Raw genomic sequence first — 13,741 nt, 5'->3', positions numbered from 1 at the left:
TTGCACCATTGTCTCGTCTAAAGAATGCCACTGCAGGCTTGCCTGCAAGCGTTGGCCTATGCGCCAAACAATGCAAGGGGATTCGCATGAAGAAGATTGCTTTCGCCGCGTTCGCGTCGGTTGCCGCACTGTCGCTCGCTGCTTGCGGTGGTGAGCCCGCCGCCGAAGCTACCACGGATTCGGTCGAGACCGCTCCCGAGGAGCTGATGACCGGTGACGCCACCGACGTTCCGACCGAGGCTGCGTCCGAGGCGATGTAATCGGCTCGGGGGTTCGGCGCTACCTTTCGGTGCACTGACCCCCGCCGCTTTCCGCTTCCGGGTCCAACCGGCTTGTGGAAAGTCCGTCTCACGACGGACAGAAGCCCTCCCCGATGGGAGGGTTTTTTGTTTCTGCATTACGCGTTTACGCGGATGTGGAGCAGCAAGACCCGCTCTTCACTGAAGGGCGGGTTTTTGTTTGCACTGCCTCCGGGGGCGGGGCATCAACCGGGCCATGCCCGATACGCTGAAGATCACGCTCGCGCAGCTCAACCAGTCGGTCGGGGACATTCCCGCCAATGCCGCCGGCATTTTGGCAGCGCGCGAGGCAGCGAAGGGCAGCGACCTTGTCGTCTTCCCGGAACTTCACCTTGTAGGCTATCCGCCAGAAGACCTGATCCTCAAGCCCGCACTGATCGAGCGCGCGGCGGCCCAGCTTCAGCAGCTCGCCGAATCGACTGCCGGCGACGGTCCGGCGATGCTGGTCGGGTCGGCCTTCGTGCTCGATGGTGCGCTGCACAATGGAGTGGCTTTGCTGGATCAGGGCAAAGTCGCGGCAGTTCGCCTGAAGCACGAACTGCCCAATTACGGCACTTTCGACGAGATGCGCCTGTTTCAGCCTGGGCCGTTGCCCGAGCCGATTATCCTGCGCGGCACGATGATCGGGGTGCCGGTGGGCGAGGACATCTGGCGTTACGAGGTCTGCCGACATCTCGCCGATTTCGGAGCGGAAATCCTCATCTCGATCAACGGCAGTCCTTACGAGATCAACAAGGAGGCCCTGCGCATCGAAGGCGTGGCCAAGCGCCGCGCGGTCGATACCGGGCTGCCGCTGGCCTATCTCAACCGCGTCGGCGGGCAGGACGAACTGGTGTTCGACGGGGGCAGCTTCGCGGTGAACGGCGACGGTGCGCTGGCGGTACAGCTGCGCGACTGGGAGGAGCAGGTCGTGGAGACCCGCTGGACCAAGACCGCCAAGGGCTGGCGCTGCGATCGCGGCGCCTTGGAGCCGCTCGCGCAGCATCCGGAGGACATCTATAGTGCGATGGTCCTCGCTTTACGCGACTACGTGAAGCGAAACGGCTTTCCGGGCGTGGTTCTGGGCCTGTCGGGCGGTATCGATTCCGCGACTTGCGCGGCGATAGCCGTCGATGCGCTGGGAGCAGACCGGGTCTGGGGGGTGATGATGCCCTCGCGCTTCACCAGCGGGCAGAGCCTCGACGACGGGGCGGCCTGCGCCGAGGCGCTGGGGATTCGCTATACCGAGATGCCGATCGGCGCTGCCGTCGATGGATTCGATGCCATGCTGGGCGAGGCCTTCGAAGGTACGCAGCGTGATCTTGCGGAAGAAAACCTCCAGTCGCGGGTTCGCGGGGCGGGCTTGATGGCGCTGTCCAACAAGTTCGGCCCCATGCTCATCGCCACCGCCAACAAGAGCGAACTGAGCGTCGGTTATGCGGCGATTTATGGCGCCATGGCGGGTGGCTACGCGCCGCTCAAGGATGCGTACAAGAGCACGGTCTATGCACTGGCGCGCTGGCGGAACGGGCAAGTTCCGCGCATCGGCCTCGGCCCGGGCGGTCCGCTGGTTCCTGACGGCGTGCTGACCCGTGATCCCACCGCCGAACTGTACGACGGCCAGCGCGACTGTGACAGCCTGCCGCCCTACGACGTGCTTGATCCGATCCTCGTGGGTCTGGTGGAGCACGACAAGAGCGTGGCGCAACTGGTCAACGAAGGCTTCGAGCACGGCGTCGTGCGTCACGTGGAGTTCCTGCTCCACCGTGCCGAGTACAAGCGCCGGCAGTCGCCGCCGGGCGTCAAGTTGACCGCGCGCAACTTCGGGCGCGACCGGCGCTATCCGATTACGCACGCGTTTCGGAGCGGGTGAGGGGGCGGGAAGTTTCCCGGCTTTGACACCATCCGTCATTGCGAGCGCAGCGAAGCAATCCAGGGCAGTTCCACGCCGCCCTGGATTGCTTCGCTGCGCTCGCAATGACGAACTGAGGGCGCGAGGCGGGCAAAATAGAGATGCCCGCTTCGCTTTCGCTCTCAGTACTCGACGCTCAGCGTAACCACCGCGCTGCGCGGGGCGCCGTAGAAGGCCTGGCCCCACTTGAGGCTGTTGAGGTACTTCACGTTCGTGACGTTGCGCACGTTGACGCTGGCGCGCACGTGCTCGACCACGCGCACCCCGGCCATGAGATCGAGGATCGCGTAGCCCTTCTGCTTCAGCGTCACGTCGCCTTCGACGCCGCCATAGGCGGACAAGTCGCTGACCACGGCCGTCGTCGCATTCTGCACGCGCAGTTGTGCGCCCAGCTTGAGGTCGTTCAGTTCAGGCACCGAATAGGTGCTCGCCAGCTTGAGGGACTTGGTCGGGATCCAGGTACGGGTATCGTCGCCGTCGGCGTTCTCGATGTCGAGGTACGTGAAGCCGCCCGATAGAGTCCAGTTGTGCGTGACCTGGCCTGAAAGCTCCACCTCGAAGCCGGTCGAGGTGGTGTCCTGCGGGTCGTAGTAGCTGCCGCCCGCCTTGCCGTTGCAGGCGACGCCGTCGACGCCGACGGGGCAGCCGTCCTCATCGAAGTAGCCGGCATATTCGGCGAGGCCCTTCTGCTTGGCCTTGAATACGGCGGCGGTTGCATAGAGCTTGCCGTCCAGCCAGGTGCTCTTGATGCCGCCTTCAAGGCTGGTGCCCTTGGCGGGATCGAGGCGCGCGCCGTCGATGCCGACTTCGACCTGCGGGTTATAGATGTCGGTGTAGCTGGCGTAGAACGAGACGTTCGGCGTCAGTTCATAGACCGCGCCGACATAGGGGCTGACCTTGCTGTCCTTGCGTGCCTGATCCGCGCCGTAGGAAAAGCCGGTCGACTTGATCCACATCGCGCTGGCGCCGACTACGGCCTTGACCCGGTCGGTCAGGACGAGGTGCGCGGCGCCGTATACGCGGGTCAGGCGGTCGCTGTAGTCGGCGGCAAGGTAACTGCCGGGATAGCTGGGCTCGGGGATGCCGGTCTCGCCCCATTCGGAAGGGCTTGGGTAGACGACCGTGTCCTCGGAAAAGTTCTCGTACTCCTTGGCGTCGGACTTCGAGACCGAGACACCGAAGGCCAGCTTGTGCTCGCGTCCGAAAAGCCGGAACGGGCCGGAGACGTAGACGTCGCCAAGGTACTGCTTGTAGTCCGAAGGATAGATACCGGCCATGCCGTAGACGCCCTCGCCGGTCTCACGGTCAGGGTAGCCGTATGCATAGAGCAGCTTGGCGTTCTCCTGGAAACGGCGGTAGGTCGCGATGCCGGTGGCCGACCAGCCTCCGCCGAAATCATAGACCAGTTCGCCGAATACGCTCTGGTCCTTGGTATTCCAGTAGGTCCAGTCGGCCGAGGTCGTAGCCGAGCGCTTGAGGTCGATGCGGGTGCCGTCGGTGTAGACCAGCGGGATCGCGCCCCACAGCACGCCGTCGGCATCGTTTTCCTGCCGCGTGTAGCCCACCGTCGCGCGCAGCGACGGAGTGGCCTGCCAGCGCAGGATGGCGCCGTAGACGTCGCGGTTGACGTGGTTGTACGAAAGGTAGCCGTCGCGGTCCTCATGCGCGTAGATCGCCCGCACGGCCAGCGTGTCGGTGAGAGGAATGTTGGCATCGCCCTCGGCGCGCCAGTAGTCGCGCGTGCCCAGTTGCGCCGATCCGGTGAACTTCAATTCGTCGGTCGGCCGCTTGCGCACATAGTTGACGGTGGCCGAGGGGTTGCCGATTCCGGTCATGATAGCGTTGGCGCCGCGCACGATCTCGACGTTCTCGAACAGAGCGGTGTCGAGGTCGCCGAACTGGATGCCCCAGGCGAGCGGCAGGCCGATGCCGTCGACCTGGAAGTTCGACACGTCGAACCCGCGCGAGGAGAAATAGGTACGGTCGGTCTCGACCCGCTCGACATTCACGCCCACGGCCTGTTCGAGCAGGTCGTTGACGTTGGTGATCGCGAAATCCTCGATGCGCTTGCGGTCGATGATGGTGACCGACTGCGGCGTCTCCTTGACCGGCAGCGCCAGCGCGGTGGCCGAACTGGATTGTTCGAGGCCCGCGGTGACGACGATGGTGTCGGAATTGGTCGCAGTTTCCGCCTCGTTGGCATGAGCCGTGCCATGAAGGGCGGGCGCGATCAGGAGCGTGCTGGCGAGCAGGGAATGCCGGACGGGCAGGCGCATTGGGACCCTCATCATTGTTGCTGGATTTTTGCGCGCACTTATTTGTAGTGCAAATGCGAGTCAATCGCAATAATGTAGCGCTCATGTTTCGGATGGTCGCAGCAGCGGTTGGGAGCGGTTGGCGGCCCCGGGTTTCTTCGGCGAAGAAACATGGCATACGGTCGAAATGCCTTTGCGTTCTTCGATATCCGCCGCTCCGCCGCTCGCAGCCTGGACTTCCGCTTTCATTGCCGCTCTGGTGGGCTTCGGGGGCACGGTCCCGCTTATCGTCCAGGCGATGCGCGGACTGGGCGCGGACGCGGGGCAGGTCGGCTCCGCGGTGACCGCCTTGTGCCTGGGCATCGCCGTATGCGGCGGGCTGCTGTCGCTTCGCCTGCGGATACCGGTCGTGCTGGCATGGTCGACGCCGGGCGCCGCATTGCTGGTGGCCAGCGCCGGAGCGGTAAGCTGGCCCGTCGCGATCGGTGCGTTTCTTGCGGCGGCCGCGATGATGTGCGTGCTGGCGGTAGTACCCGTGCTGGAGCGGGCGGCGCAGCGGATCCCCGCCTCGGTCGCCTCGGCGATGCTGGCGGGCGTGCTGTTGCCGTTCTGCCTGCAGCTGTTCCGGACCTTGGAAAGCGACGCCCTGCTGGTCTGCGTACTGCTGGTGGTTTTCGTCATCGCTCGCCAGCGGCTGCCGCTCTATGCCCTGTTGCTGGTGCTGGGCGCCGGTATCGCGGTCCTGCTGCTGCGCGGCGATCTCGCCGGTCATCACGGCGGGTCCTTGCTGGGGAGCCTGCGGCCGGTCGCTCCCCGGTTCGACTGGCGCGCGGTGACCTCCATCGGGGTGCCGCTGTTCCTGGTGACGCTGGTGTCGCAGAACCTGCCTGGCCTCGTGGTATTGCGTTCGGCCGGCTATGCGCCGGCGCCGCGGCCCTTGCTTCTGAGTACGGGCCTGGCGACGCTCCTGCTGGCACCGTTCGGCGCGCATGGCGTGAACCTTGCGGCGATCACGGCCGCGATCTGTACGGGGTCAGACGCGCATCCCGATGCTGCAGGCCGCTGGGTGGTCGGCGTGATCTATGCCGGTTTCTATCTGCTTCTGGCGCTGTTCTCGACGCCGCTGGTGCTGTTCTTCCTCGCGATGCCCTCATCCGCGATCGCCGCGCTGACCGGGATTGCGCTGATCGCCCCGCTTTCGGGTGCGGTGGAGCAGATGCTGGTCGAGAAGTCCGAGCGCGATGCTGCGATCCTGACGTTCGCAGCCACCGCTTCGGGTGTCTCGCTGCTGGGCGTCGGCTCGGCGTTCTGGGGGCTGCTGGCGGGATTCGCGGCACTGGCGGCAAAGTGGGCGTTTGCGCGCCGAAATTGACCTGACGGCCAGCGCCCCGTAATTGCGGGCGCCATGACCGTTACCCGCTTCGCTCCTTCGCCCACCGGGCACCTTCACGTCGGCAACATCCGCACGGCGCTGCACAACTTCCTGCTGACCAAGCAGGCGGGCGGGCGCTTCCTGCTGCGCATCGACGATACCGACGCGGCGCGTTCGAAAGAGGAATATGTCGAGGCGATCCGTGCCGATCTGGCCTGGCTGGGCCTCCATCCCGAAGGTGAGGAGCGCCAGTCCGCGCGCTTTGCCGTCTACGAGGAAGCCTTCGCGAAGCTGGAAGCAGCGAGCCGCGTCTATCCGTGCTGGGAGACGCCGCAGGAACTGGATTTGCGCCGCAAGGTGCTGCTGGGGCGCGGTCTTCCGCCGATTTACGACCGCGCGGCGCTGAAGCTTTCGGCCGAGGAAAAGGCCGCGAAGATCGCGGCGGGCGACCTGCCGCACTGGCGCTTCCTGCTCGATCATGCCGAGCCGATCGGCTGGGACGACGGCGTGCGCGGGGCGCAGAAATTCGACGCCGCGCAGATGAGCGATCCCGTCGTGCGCCGCGCCGACGGTTCGTGGCTCTATATGCTGCCCTCGGTGATCGACGACATCGCCATGGGCGTGACCAGCATCCTGCGCGGCGAGGACCATGTGTCCAATACGGCGGCGCAGGTGCAGATGTTCACCGCGCTCGGCGCTCCGGTGCCCGCGTTCGCGCATGAGGCGCTACTGGTGGGGACCGAGGGCAAGCTGTCGAAGCGTCTCGGCTCGCTGGGCGTCGCGCATCTGCGGGAAGTCGGGATCGAGCCGCAAGCGCTGGTGGCGCTGCTCGGACGGCTGGGGACGAGCGATCCGGTCGATCCGCTGCTGGGGCTGGAGGAGTTGGCGGGGGCCTTTGATCTTTCGCACTTCGGCCGCGCGCCTGCGCGGTTTGACGAGGCGGAACTGGAGCGCGTGAACGCCGCCGTGGTCCATGCGCTTAGCTTCGATGCCGTGGCCGCGCGGCTGCCCGAGGGGATGGACGCGGCGGCTTGGGAAGCGATTCGCCCGAACCTCGCCAAAGTGGGCGAGGCGGCCGACTGGTGGGCTGTCGTGACGGGGCCGGTGGCGACGGCGGAATTGTCCGACGAGGACCGGGCCTTCTGCACGCAGGCTGCCGAGGTGCTGGCCGGGCTGGAGTGGGGCGAGGGAATTTGGAAGGCGCTGACGGGGGCGCTCAAGGACGCCACCGGGCGCAAGGGCAAGGCGCTGTTTCTGCCTTTGCGTCAGGCGCTTACGGGCATGGAGCATGGGCCGGACATGGGTGCGCTGCTGCCGCTGATCGGGCGCGATGCGGCGTTGGAGCGGCTGCGGGCGGTGGGATAAAACGCGGGGACTTCGACAGGCTCAGCCTGAGCGGAATTCTAAATTGGTCTATCAACCCCGCTCAGGCTGAGCCTGTCGAAGTCCAAGCTGCACGCGCAACATAAATTCCATTTACACCGCCCGCGCTTGCCGCTAGTGGCGCGGTCATGTTCGTGAAGCCGATCATTATTACCACCCCGAAACCGACCGCGTCCGCGCGGTGGGCGTCGGTGTGCTGGTACTGAACGGCACAGAGCGACACTCACCCCGCACTTAACGGCACGCGGGGCTCTCCAAACGAAGACACCAGACCCTCGCGCTGCTCCACTACCAAGTAGGAGACGCATAGGTCATGGCAGCTAAGTTTACCCCCGGTCAGAAGCTCAACGTCGGCGTCGTCGGCGCGACCGGGCTCGTCGGTTCGATGATCCGCGAGATCCTCGCCGAGCGCAATTTCCCCGTCGCCCAGCTTCGCCTCTTCGCCTCGGCCCGTTCGGCGGGCAAGGCAATCGACGGCGTAGTCGTCGAGGATGCGGCGACCGCCGATTTCTCGGGGCTCGACGTCGTGCTGTTCTCGGCCGGTGGCTCGACCGCCAGGGAACTCGCGCCCAAGGCCGCTGCGGCGGGGGCGATCGTGATCGACAATTCCTCGGCCTTCCGTTCGGATCCGGAGGTGCCGCTGGTCGTCGCCGAAGTGAACCCGCATGCGCTGGCGAACCTGCCCAAGGGCATCGTCGCCAACCCGAACTGCACGACCATGGCGGCGATGCCGGTGCTGCGTCCGCTGCATGACGAGGCGGGGCTCAAGCGCCTGATCGTCTCGACCTATCAGGCGGTGTCGGGCGGTGGTCTCGAAGGCATCGAGGTGCTGGCCAGCCAGATCGAGCACGTCGGCGATCGCACCCGCGAACTCGCCGCCGGTGACACCGCGCCGCTGCTGCCCGAGGCGAAGAAGTGGGCGGTGCCGATGGCGCACAACGTCGTCCCGCTGAACTACGTCTATGCCGAGGAGGGCTACACCGAGGAAGAGATCAAGCTGCGCGACGAGAGCCGCAAGATCCTCGAAATCCCGGGCCTGCCGGTTTCGGGTACCTGCGTGCGCGTGCCGGTGTTCACCGGCCACTCGCTGTCGATCAATGCCGAGTTCGAGCGTCCCGTCAGCGTCGAGCGTGCGCTCGAACTGCTGCGCAGCGCGCCGGGCGTAGTGGTGACCGAAGTGCCCAACCCGCTGGAAGCCACCGGCAAGGACCCCGTGTTCGTCGGCCGCGTGCGCAAGGACCCGGGCGTGGAGAACGGCCTCGCGCTGTTCCTATCGAACGACAACTTGCGCAAGGGCGCGGCGCTGAATGCGGTGCAGATCGCCGAAGCGCTGATCGGGTAAAGAGCAGGCCTATCCCCACGCTCGTCACCCGCGAGCGTACCGAAGCAATCCAGGGCGGCCTGAAACGCCCTGGATTGCTTCAGCGGCTTTGCCGCTTCGCAATGACGAAGGTTGGGGGCGAAGGTGTGGGGCCTTCCCTTCACCTCACTCCATGAACCAGCCGTGGCTTGCCACCAGCGACTGGCCGGTCAGCGCGTTGGTCGGGAAGCTTGCGAAGAACAGCGCCACTTGTGCGATGTCGTCCACGGTGGTGAACTCACTGTCCACGGTGCCGCCCAGCATTACCCGGCTGATGACTTCCTCCTCGGAGATGCCCAGTTCCTTCGCCTGCTCCGGGATCTGCTTGTCCACCAGCGGGGTGCGTACGAAGCCGGGGCAGATCACGTTGGTGCGCACGCCCTTCTTGCCGCCTTCCTTGGCGATCACGCGGGAGAGGCCCAGCAGACCGTGCTTGGCGGTGACATAGGCGCTCTTGAGCGGGCTCGCTTCCTTGGAGTGCACCGAACCCATGAAGATCACCGAGCCCGACCCAGCTGCGTACATGTGCGGCAGCACCGCCTTCGAGGTCAGGAAGGCACCGTCGAGGTGGATCGCCAGCATCTTCTTCCAGTCGGAATAGGCGTAGTTCTCGACCGGGTTGACGATCTGGATGCCCGCGTTGGAGACCAGCACGTCCACCGTGCCCCAGGCGGCGATGACTTTGGCGACGCCGTCGTTCACCTGCTCCTCGCTGGTGACGTCCATCGCCACGGCCATGGCCTGCCCGCCGCTGGCGACGATATCGTCGGCGGCCTTCTGCGCGGCTTCGAGGTTGAGGTCGGCGATCACCACCTTGCCGCCTTCACCCGCGTAGATGTCGGCGATGGCCTTGCCGATGCCGCTGGCGGCGCCGGTGACGATGCAGACCTTGTCCTTGAGCTTCATGCTGCTGCTCCATTTGAAGAATTCGAGGCGAGGGGATGTTTCAGGCGGACGCCCGCGCGGTCTCCGGCAAGGTCGAAAGTCACGATTTCATCGGGGTCGATGTCGCGGTTCACCCAGTCCGGATGGCGCAGCGAATGCTCGGCATCGACATGTCCGCAATGCCAGTGCTCGTCGATGGTCAGGCGCGAAAACTCGTAGTCCTTGGAGTTCGTCTCGTAACCGTGCGCGCGGTTGATGAGGTGCATCACCGCGACCGCGCCTGCCGGGCGGCAGTCGAGCAGGCGGGCGAGATCGGGGTCGTCCTGGAATTCCTCGGGCAGTCTGCGGGCGAGGCGCTTAGCGGCGGCGCGCAGTTTCTGGAGGGCTTTCGAGGTGTCGGTATTGAGCCGGGTGCGGCTGGAAAAGCGGATGTCCTTCTCGCGCTGGGCGATGTCGGCCATCGAGGTCGGGATGATCCCGCGCGAGGAGAACAGGTCAACCTGGTAGACGTTCATCTCCTGCATCGAGCGGTTGTCGAGCACGTATTGCAGCGGCGTGTTGGAGACGAGGCCGCCGTCCCAGTACCATTCGCCGTCGATTTCCACCGGCGGGAAGCCGGGGGGCAGGGCGCCGCTGGCCATGATGTGCTCGGGGCCGATGGTGCGCTCGGTATTGTCGAAGTAGGCGAAGTTGCCCTTGAGCATGTTGACGGCGCCGACGCTGAAGCGGGTTTCCGCACTGTTGAGGCGTTCGAAATCGACGAGGTCGAGGAGCGTCTGGCGCAGCGGCGCGGTGTCGTAATAGCTCAGGCGCGAGAGGTGGTTCGGCCACTCGGGCAAGGGCATTGGCCAGCGCGGGGTGAAGAAGCCGGGCAGGCCCATGGTGGCGGCATATTGCGCCGAAGCCTCGTTGAAGGCGCGGCGGGCGAAGCCGATCGGTTCGTCGAGGCGGTACTGCAGTTCGCGCGAGATGCCGTGCCAGAACTTTTTGAGTGCGGGGATGCGGTCCTGAGGGGCGTTTCCGGCGATCAGGGCGGCGTTGATCGCGCCGATGGATATGCCCGCGACCCAGTCGGGAGCGATGTCACGTGTCGCCAGCGCTTCGTAGACGCCGGCCTGATAAGCGCCGAGGGCTCCGCCGCCCTGCAGTACGAGTACGGATTGGGGATCGGGATCAGGTGCGTTCACGGCGCCGTCCTGTTTGAGAGGAACCTGTTGCGGTGCAACATGTGGGGCAGTGTGCGGTTCCTTTCAATGTGCATTTGCGAGAGGTTGTCTCCTCCACACTTCGTCATTGCTTCGCTGCGCTCGCAATGACGATGGAGGATCACGCCACCGCTTCCTCCAGGCTGGGCTCGCTGGTGGCCTCCAGCAGGCGCCGCTCGATCGCCTTGATGCGCGGGGCGGCGGTGATCTTCTCGCCCAGCAGGTCCGTCACGTAGAAGGTGTCCGCCGCGCGTTCGCCATACGTCGCGATATGGGCCGAGTGGACCATCAGCTTGGATTCGAACAGCGCATGCGCCAGCCGGTTGAGCAGCGCCGGGCGGTCGCGCGCGTTGATCTCGACCACGGTGAAGCGGTTCGACGCCTTGTTGTCGAACAGGACGCGCGGGCGCACGTCGAAGGCGTCGGCGCGCGGGCGCGCATCGGGCTTGGCGACCAGCTGCGGCAGAATCTTGATGCGGTTGGCGAGCGCGTTCTCGATGGTGAGTTCGAGGCGGCGTAGCTGCCCGTACTCCATGAACGGGCGGCCGAGCGGGTCCTGCACGAGGAAGTTGTCGACCGCGCGGCCGGTGCGGGTGGTGTGGATGCGCGCGTCGATGATGTTGCCGCCCGCCAGATGGATGCCCCCGGCGATGCGGTAGAACAGGCCGGGGTGGTCCGAGGCGATCACCGTCACCAGCGTCGCCCCGCGGGCCGGGTAGTATTCGGTCGAGATCGACAGCGGTTCGTCGTCCGAAGCATCGAGCTGGATGAGGTTGCGGGCGATGACGTCTTCGGGTTCGGCGATCCAGTAGGCGTCGCCGAGGATCGCGCCGACCTTCTCGACCAGCGCGGCATAGGCGCCGCCCATCGCCTCGACCTGCGCCTTCTTGGCCTCGACCCGCTTAGGACGGCCGAATTCGGCATGGCCCAGACGCAGGCGTTCCTCGGCTGCGCCGTAGAGCGTGGCGATCAGCTGGCGTTTCCACGAATTCCAGGTGCCCGGCCCGACCGCGCGGATGTCGACGATGGTGAGCACCGTCAGCTGGCGCAGGCGATCGACCGACTGCACCACCTCGACGAAGTCGGCGATGGTCTTGCCGTCCGACAGATCGCGCTTCATCGCGGTGGCGGAGAGCAGCAGGTGATGGCGCACCAGCCAGGAGACCAGTTCGGTCTCCTCCTCGTCCAGCCCGAAGCGCGGGCACAGCTTCAGCGCGATCTCGGCGCCCAGCACCGAGTGGTCGCCCTTGCGGCCCTTGGCGATATCGTGGAGCAGCACCGAGACGTAGAGCGCCCGGCGCGAGCGGACCTTGTGGATCACTTCATGCGCGAGGGGGTGGTCGTCCTTCAGCTCGCCCTTCTCGATGCGCGAGACGAGGCCGATGGCGCGGATGGTGTGCTCGTCCACCGTGTAGTGGTGGTACATGTCGAACTGCATCTGCGCGTTGACGCGCCCGAACTCGGTGACGAAGCGGCCGAACACCCCCGCCTCGTTGAAGCTGCGCAGCGCGACTTCGGGGTTCCGGCGGCTGGTGAGCAGTTCCATGAACAGCTCGTTGGCGCGCTTGTCGCTCCGCACGTCGTCCTTGATCAGCGCGGCATCGCGGGAGATCAGGCGCAGTGTTTCGGGGTGGATTTCCAGGCCCTCGCGCTCGGCGAGGACGAAGATCTCGATCATCCGGACGGGGTCGCTCTCGAACCAGTCGTCCGAGGGCGCGCGCAGACGGCCGCCGAACACCTTGTAGCCCTTGAGCAGCCGTTCGCGGGCGCGGAAACCCGCCAGCAGCCCGCGCGGCTGGCGCTTGGCGAACTGCTCGTCGAGCTGCGCGAGGAACACGCCGGTCAGGCTGCCGACCACCTTGGCCTGCAGGAAGAACATCTGCATGAATCGTTCGACCGCGCTCTTGCCGGGCCGGTCGGAGAAGTTCATGCGCGCCGCCACCTCGCGCTGGAGGTCGAAGGTCAGGCGGTCCTCGGCGCGGCGGGTGATGGTGTGAAGGTGGCAGCGCACCGCCCAGAAGAAGTTCTCGGCGCGGCGGAAACTGCGGTATTCCTTGGCCGTCAGCAGCCCCACGTCGACCAGTTCGGCGGGCGAGCGGACCTTGTGGATATACTTGCCGATCCAGTAGAGCGCGTGGAGATCGCGCAAGGAGCCCTTGCCCTCCTTGACGTTAGGCTCGACGACGTAGCGGCTGTCGCCCATGCGCTTGTGGCGTTCTTCGCGCTCGGCCAGCTTCTCGACCACGAACTGGCGCTCTGTGCCCGAGACGACGTCCTTGAAGAAGCGGGCGCGGGCCTCCTCGTAGAGGTCCTGGTCGCCCCAGACGTAGCGGCCCTCCAGCATCGCGGTGCGGATCGTCAGGTCCGACTTCGACATGCGCACCATGTCGTCGAGCGAGCGGCTCGAATGGCCGATCTTCAGCGACAGGTCCCATAAGAAGTATAGCATCGCCTCGATCACCTGCTCGCACCACGGCGTCTGCTTGATCGGGGTGAGGAACGCGATGTCCACGTCGGAATGCGGCGCCATCTCGCCCCGGCCATAGCCGCCGACCGCCATGATCGTCAGCCGCTCGCCCTTGGAGCGGTTTCCGGCCGGGTAGACGTTGGTGACGATGTGATCGTGGATGACGCGGATCAGCTGGTCGGTGAGGAATGCCTGCGCCTCGGCGACCTCGTGCCCGGCCGAGGGCTTGGCGTCGAGGCGGCGGGCGATTTCCTCGCGCCCGTCGGCAAGGGCAGTGCGCAGCGTTTCGACGATGTAGCGCCGTCCCTTGGCGGCGCCATAGGCGTCCACCAGCTTCTCGATCGTCTGCACAAGTTCGCGCCGGTCGATCACGGAACGGGGGGAGGGGATTCGGATCACGCTGCTCATGCGTCCTGACTTAGAGACTGCCTTGGAATTGGGGAAGTATTCGTCGTCCCGGACTTTTGTGCCGGATGGGGCTTCGACAGGCTCAGCCTGAGCGGATTGGAGAGGTTTACCCCAAACGCCGCTCACCCTGAGCTTGTCGAAGGGTCACAGCACAGCCTGTCGAAGCCCCATCCGCATACGGACCTTACCGCGCGAAAGTGAAAAGCCCGCTACCAT

9 protein-coding genes are annotated in these 13,741 nt (G+C 65.7%); 5 read left to right on the top strand and 4 right to left on the bottom strand.

The window, feature by feature from the left end:
- The first annotated feature begins 86 nt into the window (after positions 1 to 86).
- Both BES08_RS33605 and BES08_RS11245 read left to right on the top strand, forming a co-directional pair.
- Positions 87 to 260: a hypothetical protein gene (locus BES08_RS33605; RefSeq protein ID WP_170065941.1), complete on the top strand. Its 174-nt coding sequence runs from the start codon at positions 87 to 89 to the stop codon at positions 258 to 260.
- Between the two features lie 235 nt (positions 261 to 495).
- Positions 496 to 2,151: an NAD+ synthase gene (locus BES08_RS11245; protein ID WP_069708326.1), complete on the top strand. Its 1,656-nt coding sequence runs from the start codon at positions 496 to 498 to the stop codon at positions 2,149 to 2,151.
- A gap of 161 nt (positions 2,152 to 2,312) precedes the next feature.
- Here the strand turns inward: BES08_RS11245 and BES08_RS11240 are convergent, their stop codons facing one another.
- Positions 2,313 to 4,466 (bottom strand): TonB-dependent siderophore receptor, encoded by a 2,154-nt coding sequence (locus BES08_RS11240; RefSeq protein ID WP_069708325.1) that lies wholly within the window; start codon positions 4,464 to 4,466, stop codon positions 2,313 to 2,315.
- Positions 4,467 to 4,632: 166 nt separating this feature from the next.
- Here BES08_RS11240 and BES08_RS11235 point away from each other — a divergent pair, with 166 nt between their 5' ends.
- The 3 genes from BES08_RS11235 to BES08_RS11225 all read left to right on the top strand — a co-directional run bounded on the left by BES08_RS11235 (position 4,633) and on the right by BES08_RS11225 (position 8,542).
- Positions 4,633 to 5,817, top strand: a complete 1,185-nt coding sequence (locus tag BES08_RS11235) for a benzoate/H(+) symporter BenE family transporter (protein ID WP_036526969.1) — start codon at positions 4,633 to 4,635, stop codon at positions 5,815 to 5,817.
- A gap of 33 nt (positions 5,818 to 5,850) precedes the next feature.
- Positions 5,851 to 7,182 (top strand): glutamate--tRNA ligase, encoded by a 1,332-nt coding sequence (locus BES08_RS11230; protein WP_069708324.1) that lies wholly within the window; start codon positions 5,851 to 5,853, stop codon positions 7,180 to 7,182.
- A gap of 331 nt (positions 7,183 to 7,513) precedes the next feature.
- Positions 7,514 to 8,542 (top strand): aspartate-semialdehyde dehydrogenase, encoded by a 1,029-nt coding sequence (locus tag BES08_RS11225; protein WP_069708323.1) that lies wholly within the window; start codon positions 7,514 to 7,516, stop codon positions 8,540 to 8,542.
- A 144-nt stretch (positions 8,543 to 8,686) separates the two neighbouring features.
- On the opposite strand, the gene BES08_RS11220 is transcribed toward BES08_RS11225, so the two are convergent.
- The 3 genes from BES08_RS11220 to BES08_RS11210 form a co-directional block, all read right to left on the bottom strand.
- Positions 8,687 to 9,466, bottom strand: coding sequence for a 3-hydroxybutyrate dehydrogenase (locus BES08_RS11220; RefSeq protein ID WP_069708322.1), 780 nt, complete (start codon positions 9,464 to 9,466; stop codon positions 8,687 to 8,689).
- Positions 9,463 to 10,632: a DUF3734 domain-containing protein gene (locus BES08_RS11215; protein ID WP_069708321.1), complete on the bottom strand. Its 1,170-nt coding sequence runs from the start codon at positions 10,630 to 10,632 to the stop codon at positions 9,463 to 9,465. The genes BES08_RS11220 and BES08_RS11215 overlap by 4 nt, the downstream gene beginning before the upstream one ends.
- Before the next feature lie 139 nt (positions 10,633 to 10,771).
- The gene (locus tag BES08_RS11210; RefSeq protein ID WP_069708320.1) at positions 10,772 to 13,525 is read right to left on the bottom strand and encodes a [protein-PII] uridylyltransferase; all 2,754 of its coding nucleotides are present in this window, start codon (positions 13,523 to 13,525) and stop codon (positions 10,772 to 10,774) included.
- Positions 13,526 to 13,741: the final 216 nt, after the last annotated feature.

It is taken from the genome of Novosphingobium resinovorum (assembly GCF_001742225.1).
Classification (GTDB): Bacteria; Pseudomonadota; Alphaproteobacteria; order Sphingomonadales; family Sphingomonadaceae; genus Novosphingobium; species Novosphingobium resinovorum_A.
The sequence above is the reverse complement of the archived record's forward strand: the minus strand, read 5'-3'. Positions and strand labels throughout refer to the sequence as shown.

Coding starts and splice junctions, on each gene's coding strand:
- BES08_RS33605 (WP_170065941.1), top strand. CDS start 87: ATGAAGAAGATTGCTTTCGCCGCGTTCGCGTCGGTTGCCGCACTGTCG.
- BES08_RS11245 (WP_069708326.1), top strand. CDS start 496: ATGCCCGATACGCTGAAGATCACGCTCGCGCAGCTCAACCAGTCGGTC.
- BES08_RS11240 (WP_069708325.1), bottom strand. CDS start 4,466: ATGCGCCTGCCCGTCCGGCATTCCCTGCTCGCCAGCACGCTCCTGATC.
- BES08_RS11235 (WP_036526969.1), top strand. CDS start 4,633: ATGCCTTTGCGTTCTTCGATATCCGCCGCTCCGCCGCTCGCAGCCTGG.
- BES08_RS11230 (WP_069708324.1), top strand. CDS start 5,851: ATGACCGTTACCCGCTTCGCTCCTTCGCCCACCGGGCACCTTCACGTC.
- BES08_RS11225 (WP_069708323.1), top strand. CDS start 7,514: ATGGCAGCTAAGTTTACCCCCGGTCAGAAGCTCAACGTCGGCGTCGTC.
- BES08_RS11220 (WP_069708322.1), bottom strand. CDS start 9,466: ATGAAGCTCAAGGACAAGGTCTGCATCGTCACCGGCGCCGCCAGCGGC.
- BES08_RS11210 (WP_069708320.1), bottom strand. CDS start 13,525: ATGAGCAGCGTGATCCGAATCCCCTCCCCCCGTTCCGTGATCGACCGG.